General features: G+C 54.6%; 9 protein-coding genes. All 9 read right to left on the bottom strand.

Going from position 1 to position 14,674, the window contains the following annotated elements; all coding sequences use genetic code 11:
• Positions 1-59 precede the first annotated feature (59 nt).
• The gene (locus Q31b_RS26080; RefSeq protein ID WP_231617863.1) at positions 60-1,691 is read right to left on the bottom strand and encodes a glycoside hydrolase family 172 protein; all 1,632 of its coding nucleotides are present in this window, start codon (positions 1,689-1,691) and stop codon (positions 60-62) included.
• 235 nt (positions 1,692-1,926) lie between these two features.
• On the bottom strand, positions 1,927-2,709 hold the full coding sequence (locus tag Q31b_RS26075; RefSeq protein ID WP_146602605.1) for an SGNH/GDSL hydrolase family protein: 783 nt from the start codon (positions 2,707-2,709) through the stop codon (positions 1,927-1,929).
• Positions 2,710-2,841: 132 nt separating this feature from the next.
• The gene (locus Q31b_RS26070) at positions 2,842-3,777 is read right to left on the bottom strand and encodes an RNA polymerase sigma factor (RefSeq protein ID WP_146602604.1); all 936 of its coding nucleotides are present in this window, start codon (positions 3,775-3,777) and stop codon (positions 2,842-2,844) included.
• A gap of 282 nt (positions 3,778-4,059) precedes the next feature.
• The gene (locus Q31b_RS26065) at positions 4,060-5,418 is read right to left on the bottom strand and encodes a hypothetical protein (protein WP_146602603.1); all 1,359 of its coding nucleotides are present in this window, start codon (positions 5,416-5,418) and stop codon (positions 4,060-4,062) included.
• 42 nt (positions 5,419-5,460) lie between these two features.
• Positions 5,461-7,362 (bottom strand): serine/threonine protein kinase, encoded by a 1,902-nt coding sequence (locus Q31b_RS26060; protein ID WP_231617862.1) that lies wholly within the window; start codon positions 7,360-7,362, stop codon positions 5,461-5,463.
• Positions 7,362-8,309 carry a hypothetical protein gene (locus Q31b_RS26055; RefSeq protein ID WP_146602602.1) on the bottom strand — a complete coding sequence of 316 codons (948 nt, stop codon included), beginning with the start codon at positions 8,307-8,309 and terminating at the stop codon, positions 7,362-7,364. The genes Q31b_RS26060 and Q31b_RS26055 overlap by 1 nt, the downstream gene beginning before the upstream one ends.
• Positions 8,310-8,360: 51 nt before the next feature.
• Complete coding sequence (locus Q31b_RS26050) at positions 8,361-9,167, bottom strand: signal peptide-containing protein (protein ID WP_146602601.1); 807 nt, start codon at positions 9,165-9,167, stop codon at positions 8,361-8,363.
• 862 nt (positions 9,168-10,029) lie between these two features.
• Positions 10,030-13,437 (bottom strand): GH116 family glycosyl-hydrolase, encoded by a 3,408-nt coding sequence (locus Q31b_RS26045; protein WP_146602600.1) that lies wholly within the window; start codon positions 13,435-13,437, stop codon positions 10,030-10,032.
• A gap of 151 nt (positions 13,438-13,588) precedes the next feature.
• Positions 13,589-14,515 carry a family 43 glycosylhydrolase gene (locus tag Q31b_RS26040; RefSeq protein WP_231617868.1) on the bottom strand — a complete coding sequence of 309 codons (927 nt, stop codon included), beginning with the start codon at positions 14,513-14,515 and terminating at the stop codon, positions 13,589-13,591.
• Positions 14,516-14,674 lie beyond the last annotated feature (159 nt).

Below are 14,674 nucleotides of genomic sequence, written 5' to 3'. Positions count from 1 at the left end.
CTGCATCCAAAACGTCGGGTTGGGTGCCGCTGCGACGCTCTTGACGTGTTCCGCGACGATCACAGCGCATCGGGAAGCGGCGGCACGTTGCGCACCTCGTCCGGGTCCGGCTCGCGGTTGGATGTTGTGTCCGCGAAGCCGTACCAATAAGCGCCAACGCCGTAGCCCATCTCACAATCCTTCCAAGCCCAGACCTCCATATCGAGCTGAAGGGAGCTACTGAACGGCATGGTGTCCAGTGCACGGCTACGGGTTTCCACGCTGTACCCGAGATTATTGTCCTCTTTCTCTGCGGTCTTGCGATTTAGTTTGTTGTATCGATAGGCGCGAGGCTGGGCATGGAATGGATGCTGATAAAAGTCGGTACTACTTCCCCCCCATGAATAGCCGTAATAGTCCTCGGTGCCTGTGCCGAACATTGACGGAAAGTCCTCGCCATCGACCCAAATTTTCTCGTCCCCTTCGCCCCACCAGACCTTGGTTGGATTCATGACCGTCAGGGTATCGCCGACATAGACACCCCGTCCCTTGAGCGTGACATAGTTCCAATCCGAGTAGGGACGCGTCGGAACGGGATACTGGCCCCGCCAAGCCGCGTGAAAATACATGGAACGGTCATCCCAGAGATAATCTCCGGTTTTGACTTCGAGCTCGGCATCGACCGGTAAGCCGCTGAGGTTCTGAAGCGAGACCTTGCCGCCCCGTTGGTACGGCATCACCCAGCGACAGCTCATCGTTCCGTCGTCAGCCACCGTGCGATACCAGCCCTGCATCGGATTGAAGCCAATCCCCGAACCGAAGAAATCCCCAATCGGGCACCAAACCGTTTCTTTGCCGTCAAACTCCATCTTGAGCACAACCTGACGGGTAACATCCCGATCCTCATAGCTTCCTAGTTTCACCGAAAGTTCTCGCACCGCAGCGACACCAGCCGGTAGCATGAGCGACTTTTCTTCCTGGCTGGCCAAAGTCGCCTGCAAACGGAGCGGCGCATTCGCTCCAGAGACGCTTGGGCTGAGCAACTTTTGCCCTGTCTCTTTCGTCAATCCTTTGGCGGCCTCGAAATCCTCCATCGTGAAGGTTTTCACCGGCGTGCCTTCGTCGTATTCACGGAAGGTGAAGATGAAATAGAACGGGTGCTGGTCCGTTGTCACTTTACAACTCTTGGCATAGGGAATCGGGAAAAAGTTGACGGCCGAACGCAGCGATCCATGAGCCAGGGGATAGGGAATCAATCCGTTGCCATTGAACAGTTCCAGCATATTCCCTTCGAGTGCCGGTTCGCTTGCACCATCAAGATAGATACGGATACGGATATCGGTCGTAGGATTGTTGGGCTGTCGCCACGGCATCCAGGTTCGAACGATCGCACCTGGCCCCTCATGATCCATGAGCACCCATTCCTTCTGGCCGTCGATCTCCTCGATTCGAATAAGGTTTGTATCGGTGTCATTCCGGTTGGAATCCTTGTTTCTAAACCAACCTTGCGAGTCATCGGGGCTCTTGGATCTACGATCATAGCTGCTGTGTTGTTTCAGTCGGAAGTCTTGCTCTGGGTAATGCGCCACGGCATCTCGATCGACCATTTCTCGCAACAGTGATTCAATACTGACGGGTTCTTTCGCGCCAACCGATTTGCTCACCAACGCAGAACAGATCAGAGCGAAGACTACAACGTATCGTGCATTCATAACATTCATAATATTTCTCGTAATGGGCGACAAAAGACCAAAAGGCATTGTTCGCTTCTGACTCGCCTACAAAGGGACGATGCCGTCTAAAGTAAGGTCTGCATGGCGGACCTAGTGCTGCTGAACGATTTCAGGGTGGCTGCCAAATTTTTCCTTCCGGCAATCTCGGCGGTTCTCTTTACTTTCCAGCGGTCACCGAAGCAGCCCCCGCTGAATCGCAACCAACTTAAAAATTTCATGGCGAATGATTTTCGCTCACCGAGCCACTGGAAATACCCGGTTTAGAAAGCAGCGTGGAAATCTCCCGTGCTACTTTTTCAGCCAGGTAGGCGTATCCTTGCCGCGTAAAATGGACATTGCCTTTTTCTGTTTGGATTTCGGAATACTTCTTGAGGGCATGAGCATGCAGATCGTCGATCAAGACGCCGTTGCTTTTCATTATTTCTTCCGCAACCTGATTGTACTTAATATCATCTCCGAGTTTTCTCCCCGCCTCCAATTCCGGGACCGGTGTTGTTGTGCACCAGATCAGGGTCGCATTGGTCTTCTTAAGTCGTGCCACGATCTTTTCCATGTTTTCGCGGTATTGTTCTGGAGTTGCTGTGATTGTTCCGTTCACCTTGTCCCGATGTCCTTGCATCTTCGATTCGGGATTTCGATAGCAGAGATCCCATAGGCCCCAATTGAAGTGGATCACATCCCACCTGCGTTTCCCGATCCACTTGTCCAAATTTTCCAATCCGTGAGCCGAGTCCTGCCCATTTCCAGGTATCCGAAAAACATCGGCCTTTCCATGCAGCCGCTTTCGGACTTCCACCGTATAACCAATCGATATGGAATCGCCAATTAGCAGGACATTAGGAAGGCTTGGGTCATCCTTGGGATTAGCAAAAGCCGAGGAGTATTCTTTCCCAATAGACAATTCCGATTCGCCAGCCAACCCGTCCGCAGCATACGCATTGACGCTGGCGTATAGGAATGAAAGCGTGAGAATCAATCCTGTTCGTTTTAATTTCATAGCTCGATACTCATCGATCGATTGGGGTTTCGTTGACTGTCGTGACAAATCCGATTTGCCACTGCGACAATCGATTGTAATCGAAAACCTTAAGTTGAATCTCCGTTTAATCCCAGTGGGCTTGATTTGAGATTACGTTGAATTCCCGTTCGGTGGGGGTAGAAAGCCGACGGTCGATTGAAAGAGATGGTTGTTTATCGTCGACGGCGCGGTTGGCGGGAGCTTTCGAAATTCTGCTAGGTTAGCGTCGCAGAAGAGGCAGCCAAGCGTTTCGACGTGATAGCGAACAAAATCGTGCCAAGCAGGCGACAGAATTCCAAGCGTGTATTTGCCAAGCGTCGAACGCTTGGGGCAGCTCGGTCGATGCGTCTCCCAAGCCGCCCGTAAATCCGCATCCCTGAGCTCGGGGGCGACCACACCATCGATGGTTTGAACGGGATCCAAGCTCGCTTGATAGGTTTGAACGCACCTGCTGAGCTTCTTGATCAGCCGATGCTTGATCACCGCAATTTCATTTTCCGAAACACCAAGCAGTTCCGCGAGTTGCCGATTGCGAATTCCTGCATAGAAGAGGCCCTCGGCGATCTTGAGTTCATGAAACTTCTCTGCGCGACACAACTCGCCGGTGATTGTAACAATCGCAAGCGAAAGCGTCCGCTGGTCCTCTTCTAGCTGTTCATCGAGGCGTGCATATTGGCTGGCCGTCAAGTCACTCGACGCGACTTGATCGAGATTCACGGCCGATGGCTCGGTCCCGATCTGGCAAACTGGAACCTTCCGTTCTTGCCCGCTCGCACGATAGTAGTCGACGATTCGGCGACGGAGCATTCGGAACAAAAACGACTCCAAACTTCCCTGCTCGCGAAAACGGTCTATCGACTTTAGGAAAGCGACGAATGTCTCTTGTACCAAGTCCTCTGCGGTCGCCAACTGGTCCACACGTCCAATGGCAAACGCGGTCAGTCGGCGTTGGTAACGCCCCAAGAACTGATTCCAGCCGTCAACATCGCCGGCGCGGATGAGCCCGAGTAGATGGCGATCGGCTTGGTTAAGAGAGTTTGGTTCCATCGGTTCGATCGAATACGGTTGTGGAATTCACGCAATGTCGCTCAACTCTCGGAACGTCGATTGTATCAATGCGGCATTTGTGTCAGTATTTTCAACCTCCCCCGACGAAGCGGTCTTGCGGCTTTTAGCTCCATCTGAGTCAACGACTTAACCTCCTCTCGCAAACGAAGCTTGGGGGGAGGTACTATCGATCTCCTGACCGAAGACGCTTTCCGCTCGGTGAGCAGAGCGACAATCGTCGCGATACAACATCAAGACGACGCACCTATTTCCTGCTCAATTCTAGGCACCTACCAATCCAAGGAAAAGCACCCCACCGAGAACCACCAATGCAATGACCACAACCGTACCTTGGCGAATCGGTTTTCGGTAGTAGCCCTGAGTCAGCACGTTGGCGAGGAAGCAGACCACGATCGTGGCTAGCACGAGAAGCAGAGCGAACAAGACGGTTAACCGCTTCATTGTGGTACGCCCACCCGCGTCGGCCACCGCTGTGGCTGCCGTCCATTGCATCCCTGGTCCTGACAAGTCGACGAGTACCGCTTCACGCCATACATCGCCATAGGGACGTGACAGCCGCTGCGCGAAGCGATCCACCACGTGCTCGTCCGTAATCTTCACCCTCGCACCATTCCAATTCTCGACATCAACCTGCGCTCGAACGTTCTCCAATGCCGACTGACGAGCCTGCACTTCTGAAGAGGCCAACTCCGAACTGTAACCGACGACAAATGCCCGATATGGAACCTTGGAAACGATTTCATCAAATCGAGTCACCCATGGTTTCTCAGCAAATTGAAGTTTCGCACGAGCGGTGTTGCTATCGTCACCAATCCGGCAGGCCACGTTGCCGCTGGCGAATTGGCCACCCGAGTCCCATAAGGCGGGCTCGATCCTCTCGACTTGCACCGCCAGCGTCAGCCTGACTTCGTCGCTTTCGAGTGCTATCGGCCTGTCACGAACGACACTTTGCTGAGTCAACTCGGCGTGAGGGAATCGTTCTTGCAGCGACTTCATGAACGTACCCACGAACGGGTCGGCTTGATCGCCGAAATCGTCTTCCGTGCGGATCAGGAATCGGATTCCGTCACCCTCGCTCGCTTCGCCCACCTCGGCGGCGAACGGTGGCTGCTGAAGCATTTCACCAACCTGTTGAGCCAAAGGGGCGGCACACTCGAGGATCCCTGGATACAGACTCGCTTGGAACTCACCCAAGTCGGTCGCCGACACCCAACGGACCGGCGGCGTGTTGGGCATGGCGTTGACGCGCGCGACGGTGGCAGGCGAGTTCGCCGAGTACTCGCTGTGCATTCCATCGCGCGTCGAAGCGGCGGTAAATGATTCGGCGTATGCAGCTTCTCGTTGTATGGCCGCTCTCTGCTCCGCTCTCTGCTCCGATCTTTGTGCATCCACCAACTGCTCCATCGTGTTCATGCGAACAAAGAAGATCGAAGCAACCGCTGCCAAGCCCAGCAACGGCAGCACGAGGAGTCCGACCGCCAGCCCGATTGCGGCGGTGGCCCCATGGTTCTTCCCGACCCGAACGACCGCAAAGATTGCGCCGACAACGAGGAAAAACAAAAAGACTAAAACGATTAATAGAACAAATATTCCAATCACGCTGACACCCGTTGAACTCATGACGATTTGCTTTCTTGAAGATAGACCGGCGTTTCGCCGCCCTTAGTTTGTTACCGATGGATCTACCGAAGACGAGATTACCATTGGCTGGTCTGTACCATTGGACGCGTCTTCGGATCGTGGTTGACCATCACTCTGGTTAGTTGTATTTCTATTCGCACGATTCGCTTCTAAATTCACTCGTACCACACGACCGAGCGGCGCGAGCACTTGGACCGCAATGGCCGACGAGACCGCCAAAATACCGGAGAACAATGTGTAACGCTCGCTCCCGCCGATCAGGGTTGTGATCACCGCCGCGATCCCGCCAGCAAGCAATGTTTTCATGAGACTGATTCGGGGATAGCGATCAGCAGTGACGAGACAGCGAGCATCCAGGATTGCGTACACAGCGATCAGCCCCCCGATCATACCGTGGTAAAATTCAAATCCATGCCAGGTCACTAAGATTCCCGACACCACGACCAACGGAACCACCGCAATGATCCGAGTCACGATCGCCCATCCCAGCCCGCCGGATCGTGGCAAGGTTGACAAGAAGAACCAGCAGGTCAGAGCGTTATAGGAGGCAAACACGATGGAACAAGTCAGGACATCCCCCCAGAACCAGCTGTTGGGATCAGTAACGCACCCAACGGAAAAAGACAACAAAGAAATCACGACAGCGATCGCCAAACGCAAAAGGACAGGCACGGGATCATCTTCCAACGCCAAGCTCGGCTGCCGTTTCCACCACAGTCCCAGTGCGTCAAAGCTGACCGCTCCAGGGCGTTCGAACGGCACCGAATCCGTTCGTTCATGCGTGTCTCGCAGGGCGACCGGAGTCGCATATGTCTCGGCCAACGCGTCCTTCGAACCACACGCGGGCGTCTCGGATTCTCGGACACGAATGGCCCGCCCCTTCAAAGCTCGATCTCCGATCATCGACAGCGATGCGGGTGGGCGAGAGTATTCCAGCTCGTCGGCGGGCGACAAAGCACGCATCATTTCGCTAGCGGTTTGATAACGCTTCTCAGGATCGCGATGCATCGCCTTGGCGACCACACGGCCGAACGGTTCAGGCAATCCACTGACGTCCGGTTGGCTTGATAGATGCTTCATCAACACCTCACCCATACTCTCGCCTTCATACGGCGGCGATCCCGTCAGCATCTCAAACAACATCACACCGAGCGCGTAGATATCAACCGTCTTGCCGTAGCGTCCCTCACAAATCTCTGGTGCCATGTAATGCACACTTCCCACGGTCGTCGTGTGACCGCTGCGATGGCTGGTCGTGATCGCTTTACTGAGACTGTAGTCACCAATCTTCACCACGCCATCTTCAAAAAACACATTGTGCGGTTTCAAATCGCGATGGACGACGCCCGCATCGTGCAGATAGGAAAGCCCTTTACATAGCTCGCGAGTAAAATATGCCGCCTGTTCGACTCCTATTCCAAGTAGGTCCGTCTCTCCGAGACGGACAGCATTCTCATGTTCGTCTCGGAGAGACGAACCCACGTGCGCTTTCGCATTCTTATGTTCGTCTCGGAGAGACGAACCTACGTTTGCTTTCGCATTCTGATGTTCGTCTCGGAGATACGAACCTACGTGCGCTTTCGCATTTCCATGTTCGTCTCGGAGAGACGAACCTACGTGGGCTTCATCCAATATCTCTCTCAGGTTGGCGCCCGAAACGTATTCCATGATCACCCACGCCATCCCCTCCGCATCTTGCTTGACATCAAAGATCATCACCAAATGTGGCGACTTCAAGTTCATGCAATGGCCGATACCACGCAGTTCAATCTCTTCGTAGTTCTGAATGGCCTTCAAGGCGACTTCGCGTCCTGCATCGCTGATCGCAAAGTACACTTCGCCAAAACCACCACGACCGAGTGCGTGCTGAATCGTATAGCCTTCGAGTGGCCGATCGCCCTGTTGATATCGGTAAGCGGGCATTAGAAACGGGGTCCCGTGTTTGAGGGGTGACTGAGGGCGAAACGAGTGTCGCCGATCCGGACGCTTCCGCCCACGCAAAGCGTTTGGGGATCCAATCCGCCCTGGCGTTGAAGCGAATATCCGCTACCCAGCGAGACACCAACGGCGGGCTGCATGATGACCGGCGTCTCACCGACGGCCAAGTGAAAGTGGCAGAGCGATTCACCAAACAGTAACGAGTCTGCCATCAAGACGACGCGGCGAATGTCTCGGCGCGTCAACCGCCCCGCTGTCATTTCCAGTACCGCAGAACCGCTCGCCGCCACCGGTCGACGGAATTTCATTCTTCCATGCCGGCCTACCGAGATCGTGTCTCCGTCGCTCAAAAGGCGCTGCTGTGTCGGTTTGCCGTTCAGGGCAAACGGCGACGCAGATCGGACAAAGTAGTCCTCACCGTCGCCACCGGATTCATCACGCTGGATAAAGATTGTCGCGGCCAAGCCATCGGTTTGAACAGCGATTTCATGCCGCGAAGACGATGACACCGTGCCAATGGAGACCGTCTCAGACGTCAGCAATAGCAGACTGCCGAGTCCGTCGACCTGCAACACATTGCCACCCGTGGCACCAGCCTCCGCAGGACTCGATCGAGCTCGATCGGCCGCTGGCTGACCCAAGTCGCGACGCTGGGATTGCTGAAGTTCATGAATTTGTGCGATCAACCGAGCCACCTTGATTTGACGTCCACCGAAATAACCTGCTGCGGAAGCATCATGCCATGCGTCATCCAATCGGTTCTCCGAAAGATGCTCATGCCCGCGTTGGACGAACGCTTCAATCAGCTCGTCGACCAACCGTTGACCATCCCGATGCACTCGCGCAGAGGACGATTTCAAAAGCGAAAACGCTTCTTCCAATCGTCCCGCCGCGATCGCAGTTTCGACACGTTTGAGGTCAAGATGAAACAAGGCTACTAGCTTCCGTTTCTAAGGGCTAAATTTGAAACACTTTCGGGCGGACTATTTACTCACCAAAACCTCACGGTTAGCGTTTTTTCCGAAATGGTCGTCGTAAGCAGCAATGACGCTCTCTTCAAGAACCACGTCGTCATCGAGCGGGATGGCAAACGCGTCCTGCTCATGGGCCAAGACACGTTTCGCAACGGCGAGGCGAGTCTCAATTTGCCCAAGCAATTGATCAGCCTCCGAAAGTTGGCTGCCGTCGATAACGACGCCAGCTTCCACCTTGGACGCGTTGAGCAATCGACTCTGTGCGGCTAACGCCTCAACCTTTAGCTCGAGCTCCACCTTACGATGTCGCATTTTGTCCAGCATCGCAAGGGCAGCCGCAAGTCCTTCACGCCGTTTTTCCAGCAATCGGGTTTTGCTTTCGATCGCCAACTCACCTTGTTTGTATCGCTCAAAACGCTGATGCATCTGCTCGACCAATTGCTGTCGAGTCAGTTCGCGATCACCGATCGAATAGGAAACCTGGTGCACCCCGATCTTATCCCGGAGTGACGCCAAAGCAGATTGCTCGCTTTCAAGCCGCTGAGTGCTGAGCAGCAGCTCATTTTCCAGAGCTGCAATCGCGACCTCCTCTTGAGCGATCGTGCGAACATGCGACTGCATATCCGGCAGAATCGTATCGATTAAATCGCGAGCACGACGCAGTTCAAACTCCAGCGGCACGGAGTCCTGTACCGTTTCCTGCACCGATCTGGCAGACGTCCGAACGTAACTTGCGAAACGTCCCCCCAGTAGCAAAAAGCCAACCAACGCCACCGCAGTCAGAGTCCCCAACGTGTATGTTATCCAACGCACCATGATGTTTGACCCTCCTAGGAGCCGGTATGTGAAGTGTTTCCACCGCAAAATCGCGGTTACATCAGTGCAGTCGGGGCTCGGAAGGCAATGTTGCAAAGAAAACAGAAATTTCTCGCTAATCGCCACCAAAATTCGTAATAGAACCGTACTCGTACTCAATGAAATGGTACTCCTACTCGGACGCCCAAGACACTTTGAGTACGAATAGGAGTATGGCCGAAGGCCGAGTGGGAGTGGGGTGCTCAAAAGCTTGGTGTTAATGTGATCGTAACTTGCGTATTTTTTGCACCTCTCCCGGCGCAGAGGTCGTGCCGCTCTAAATTGCTTGTTTACCAAGCGTCTACGCTTGGTGTCCCTCCCCCGACGCGGCCGGGGGAGCAATCGGAGTTGGCGTTTACTGAGAAGTGGCAATTTTTTTTCCGACGAATGGGTAGCCGACACGTCGTCCTTTCTTTTCTTCCCTCTCGGTTCCCGCTTTCGGGACGAGCGAGTGCTTCATCCCCATTAAGATTGGGGTCGCTCTATTCGTGGCCGTAGGCTTCCAGCCTGCGGATTTACGGCCTATTCGTGGCGTAGGCTTCCAGCCTGCGGAATTACGTTCTATTCGTGGCCGTAGGCTTCCAGCCTGCGGATTTACGGCCTATTCGTGGCCGCAGGCTTCCAGCCTGCGGATTTACGTTCTATTCGTGGCGTAGGCTTCCAGCCTGCGGATTTACGGCCTATTCGTGGCCGTAGGCTTCCAGCCTGCGGAATTACGTTCTTATTCGTGGCCGTAGGCTTCCAGCCTGCGGATTTACGGCCAGTACGGATTGGCAAGCAGGATGCCTATCCCGACGTTTTCATGTCGCTGAAGCGTTAGTAGTCATACCAACGCCACTTCGACATCTAGTTGCTGATCCGCCTTCATGACAAGCGGGGTCTTGAGAACCAGATTGATTTCGCCCCCCCTGGCAACCAAACGGGACTCAAGCGTTTCACCAGCGAGCTTCATTGTCGCGGACTTGGCCTGCCTGCCTTCGCCCGCTGACAGAACCACTTCCGTTAGGCGGAGTTGCCCCTCCTTCAAGTCAATGGACGCATTGAGCTGTTTCGCATCCTTGATCTGGGTGAAGAGACCATACCCCTCGGCAACGGTAAAGAAACTGGCGTGGTCGAACGGATTCAAAACAGGACGGAAGCCGATGCGTCCGGCAGGGCCGTCATAGAGGAACCCCTGCAACGCGATCAATGCCGACCACACGCTCAGCGAACGACCATAGAATTTGCCACACTCATCATCGCCGAAGGGGTTGCCCGAATAGCCCCACGGACCGTTGGCAAAATCGGAGACGCCCTCGGTGCGCAAACGTCCGTTGTAGCGATCCGAAATGACCTTTAGAACCATCAGCCCCTCACGCAACAGACCGTTTTGAATCAAGGAAACCGCGGCGCTGTATTCAAAACCGGTCATCACCTCGTCGCCATATTTCATGCCGGGAATCGGCTGCGGTCCCTTTGGCCAAGTGATCATTTTCATGCCGCCATCGTCGATTTCACAATACTGACGCGGCTTGAGCGATTGGCCATAAAAGTCCGCTAAGAAGTTGTATTTCAATAGCGACTCCATCGCCTGGCGGGTACGATCTTTGGGGAAATTTCGATCGATGCCAACTTGGTCAGCCCACCATTCGCCGAGGATCTGATCGATGTGACAACCGTCCAAGTAGTCCTGATTACGGGTCTCACCCACTTCCTGGACGTAGTATTCGCCATTCCACAATCGCCCATTCTGCAGTCTCTTCCCAGACTCTCGTATCCGACGGTATTCCGCTGCCGTGTCTGGCTCCCCCATGATTTCAGCCATCCTCGCTCCCGCTTCAAGCGACGACAGATACAGGCTACCAATCCAGGATGAACAGCCAGTCATATCGCCATCAAGTGTATTGTGCTGAACGGTCTGCAGAAAGCCGTCACGGCGAGGATTCCAATGCTCGATCCCCCAATCGATCGCCTTTTTCACCTTGGGCCATTGTGACCTAAGCCAACGATTGTCCGCACTACAAAGATGCTCGCGATAGGTATTCAGAATCGTGCCGAAGTGACCGTCGGCAGCCGCGCTCTGATTGGTGTGTCGAAATGGTGTCAGCCCGCTCGGCAATTGCATCGAATAATCTTGCTCACGCATCTTGCGACCAAGCTCGGGCAACAGCCGAGCGTGGGCTTGGGCGTAGTGCCACACGTGCGTACAGTTTCCACCGCAACATCCTTTCGTTGGATTGCAACCTTCCCAAGCACCGAAGTAGCCATCGGCAGCCCACCAACACGTCTGGCTGCGCAGGACCGCCAATTGCGAACTCATGCGATCCAACAACCAAACCGGCACCTTGGACGCATAGAGCGTATCATGAAAACGGCGGGTACGAGCCGTCAAATCCTGGAGGTTCTCCCTCAAGTACGCGGCCACGCCGATAGCGTCAGGCCACCAATTCGTATAGTTTTGGCCCGCACGATTCCACTTGCCTCCTGCTGCCCCCCCTTCTCCTTCCATGACTCTTCTAGCTTTTCCTTCACCATGCCGCCCGCCTTCGAAATACCAGGTCAGCACAAACGTTACCGACTTGCTTTCGCCCGGCGCCAATTCCAGTGGCGCCGTGATCGCTCCGTTGACCGTCTTCCCTGCGGTGGTGACGGCTGACGTCGCAGGGCCTTCGCATTCGCCGTCAGCAGCAAAGGAATCATGTAACTCCTCGAGTGAATCCCAACTCGCACACCCCGAAGCGTCCGCTGTTTGGGTCATCAGCACCATGTCCGAGCCAGGAACTTCCTTGCGAGTCATGTGCAACACAGTCGCCTCACCATCCTTCACGATCTCGTTTTGGTTTCTACCAAATCGTCCTCCATTACCTTCCGCATACCCGAGTGCATTCTTTTGCGCAGCAAGAATATCGACCTTCACAGCGGATGAATTTCGATTGGTCACCGTCGCGGTATAAATCGCGCAGGGGATTGCTGAGTGTTTTAAGTCCATCGGGATAAACGGATTAAAAATCTCCATTTCCACCTCGACGGGAAGTGAGGGTTCTTCAAAACGATACTTGGCCAGCGGGTATTCGCCTTCGAATTTCAAGGACGGCATTGCTGCAAACGGCCCGACCGGCTCGGTCTGTAACGCGCGAACCACCGGCTTGCCGCCAAGGGGTTGTGCTCGAACGGCCAGGAAACTGTCGGCGACGCGTTCTTCGGAATGGTTACAAGCGATCTGCCAAATGGCGGGTTCCGCCTTGCCGTTGAACTGGATACCCCCCGCACCAATCCCGCCGACAGTAAAGCGGATCGCATCGAGGTTCTCGCCCTCATAAACACGCGTCTTGCCCGGAGCAGTCAGCACCGGATCATTCAGGATGGCATGCTCTTTACGTGCCCGCCGGGCGTTGCGTTCCGATTCGACGCGAGCGACGACCTCGCCCGTCTCTTTCAAACGCTGCCCCCACTGAGCAGCCTTCAAATGTTCCTGAAAATCAGCCTCCGTCAGTCCGCTCGCGTAGCACGCGACTTCATCGAGACAGATATCGGCCGAGCCCCATCCATTGACCGTTGTTTCCCCAAAGGTCATCGTTGATTGGTTCGGCCCCCTGCGGGTAAACTCAAACGCACCGCCGACCAGACTGCATTCATACCCATCCACATAGGCCCGCACGTCAAGATCAAAACTGGTGATCGCCAAGTGATAATAGCGTCCCACTTCAATCGGTTGGTCGGTGGCCAGGTTGATCGTCGTCAGCACATCTCCATTGACGTTACGATAGATCAGTGCCGACAAGTCGTTCTTGACGCCGACAATGTAGCGAGCCTGTTGCCCATCGGTTTGCGCGATAATCACCGGGTCTTCCTTGCCACGCGGCGGCGAAGCGAGTTTGAAGAATAACTCCAGCGTCGCAGCCCGGCCTCGAAGGTGATCGGTTTGCTTCACCGAAACCGACTGTTTGGGAACCAGGCTGACTGCCTTTCCATCCACAGCGCCTTCCACAAACGACATCGAGCCGTTGCTCGTCGCGGGTGCCTTGCCAAACGCATCGACAAGATCACCGTCAAACCGCCAATAGCCTCGCAAAGAAGCATGCGACTTCACCGCGTCCGAATAGCTCTCTTGTTGGTCAGCGGCCAGTATCGGTTTGCCGCTTAGCCCCGCCGTCAAGACAGTGGTGGCTACCAAAAACCGGCGACGGGACATGTCCGGGGGGGTACCACACGATGAGTCACCGGACGAATGGTTAATGACCTTTAATTGCATGCGGTTTCTCGCTGAACTCAAGTGGTTGGAAAGGAATGGGAATTTGAAAGGAATGGGAAGAAGGTTTGGCGGTAGTGGATCTTGTTCAAGATCCCATTGCGTCAGGACCGTTAACAAGATCCCCTACCGAAGATTCAACGCTGACCGCCGATTAGTCCTCCTTGACGTCAAACCGCCGAATAAACGGCAGCTGCCCTCTTGCTCCGCCAATCTCGACGCCCCACCGCGGCATCTCTCCAGTTCCGCTCTGCGTAAACGCTTCAGGCCGATAGGCACCGCCTGCCCAGGGGCCATTTTTCACATCATGAGTCTTATGGAAATGAACCCCGTCCTCTGCATACTGGACGGTGTTGGTAATGGTCTTCGGCCCCGTCGTACCAATCATCGCTGCGACGCCCTTGCCCTGCGGCCACACCAGCACTTCATGATTGCCGGGAATGACCGGATTCGACTCATGTTTCACATAGGGCCCTTGCGGATGATCTGCAATCGCCAATCCCATCTGAGTTTGTCCGGGCCCCTTTCCCAATTGCCGCCCCTTGTAATAGAACCAATATTTTCCGTCACGAACAATCAGACAAGCGTCATCGGTTAGGTGGCTGTCGAAATCGTCGGGGTTGTCGCTATTTGTCAAAGCGGGATTCGTGGCCAGACGCTCCCACGGACCATCGGGCGAATCGGCAACCGCAATGCCAATTTTCGAGTCTGGATTGAATCCCTTTCCAAATTCCCTCGAGGTGCCGGTGTAGAATAACCAATAGCGTCCTTCAGCAACAAGAATGTTCGGCGTGAAGACACTGGCACCTTCCCATGTACCCGCTTCCCCTTTGGCAAGAGCCATACCCTTTTCGGTCCATTGATGACCATCAGGCGAAGTCGCATACCACACGGTTGCGTCGTAGCCGGGAGAGATCTTCCCTTTTGAATACCAAACGTAGTAAAGATCGCCGACCTTGATCACATCACTTGGATCACGCCGCATCACCCCATTTTCAACGCCGATACCCGTCAGCTCGCTGTGGGTTACGTTCACGGTGCCGAAAGAGGTTTCCTCCGCTTGAGATGCAACACATGACATCGTCAACAGCGAGCACGTAAGGAGGGTGTTGGTAAAAATTCGCTTCATCATTGTCTAAGTTCTCTCATTTGGATATTCGAACAAAGGGGGCAAACATAGGGGGCCGTTGATCGGTCCCTTCCACATTGACGTCACCGAGTTCGCGACGCAGACGTTCCG

Source organism: Novipirellula aureliae, assembly GCF_007860185.1.
In the GTDB taxonomy this organism is placed as follows: Bacteria; Planctomycetota; Planctomycetia; order Pirellulales; family Pirellulaceae; genus Novipirellula_A; species Novipirellula_A aureliae.
Note: the sequence above shows the minus strand (reverse complement) of the source record. Positions and strands in the feature narration are given on the sequence as shown.

Coding starts and splice junctions, on each gene's coding strand:
- Q31b_RS26045 (WP_146602600.1), bottom strand. CDS start 13,437: ATGCAATTAAAGGTCATTAACCATTCGTCCGGTGACTCATCGTGTGGT.
- Q31b_RS26060 (WP_231617862.1), bottom strand. CDS start 7,362: ATGCCCGCTTACCGATATCAACAGGGCGATCGGCCACTCGAAGGCTAT.
- Q31b_RS26080 (WP_231617863.1), bottom strand. CDS start 1,691: ATGAATGCACGATACGTTGTAGTCTTCGCTCTGATCTGTTCTGCGTTG.
- Q31b_RS26065 (WP_146602603.1), bottom strand. CDS start 5,418: ATGAGTTCAACGGGTGTCAGCGTGATTGGAATATTTGTTCTATTAATC.
- Q31b_RS26040 (WP_231617868.1), bottom strand. CDS start 14,515: ATGTCATGTGTTGCATCTCAAGCGGAGGAAACCTCTTTCGGCACCGTG.
- Q31b_RS26050 (WP_146602601.1), bottom strand. CDS start 9,167: ATGGTGCGTTGGATAACATACACGTTGGGGACTCTGACTGCGGTGGCG.
- Q31b_RS26070 (WP_146602604.1), bottom strand. CDS start 3,777: ATGGAACCAAACTCTCTTAACCAAGCCGATCGCCATCTACTCGGGCTC.
- Q31b_RS26075 (WP_146602605.1), bottom strand. CDS start 2,709: ATGAAATTAAAACGAACAGGATTGATTCTCACGCTTTCATTCCTATAC.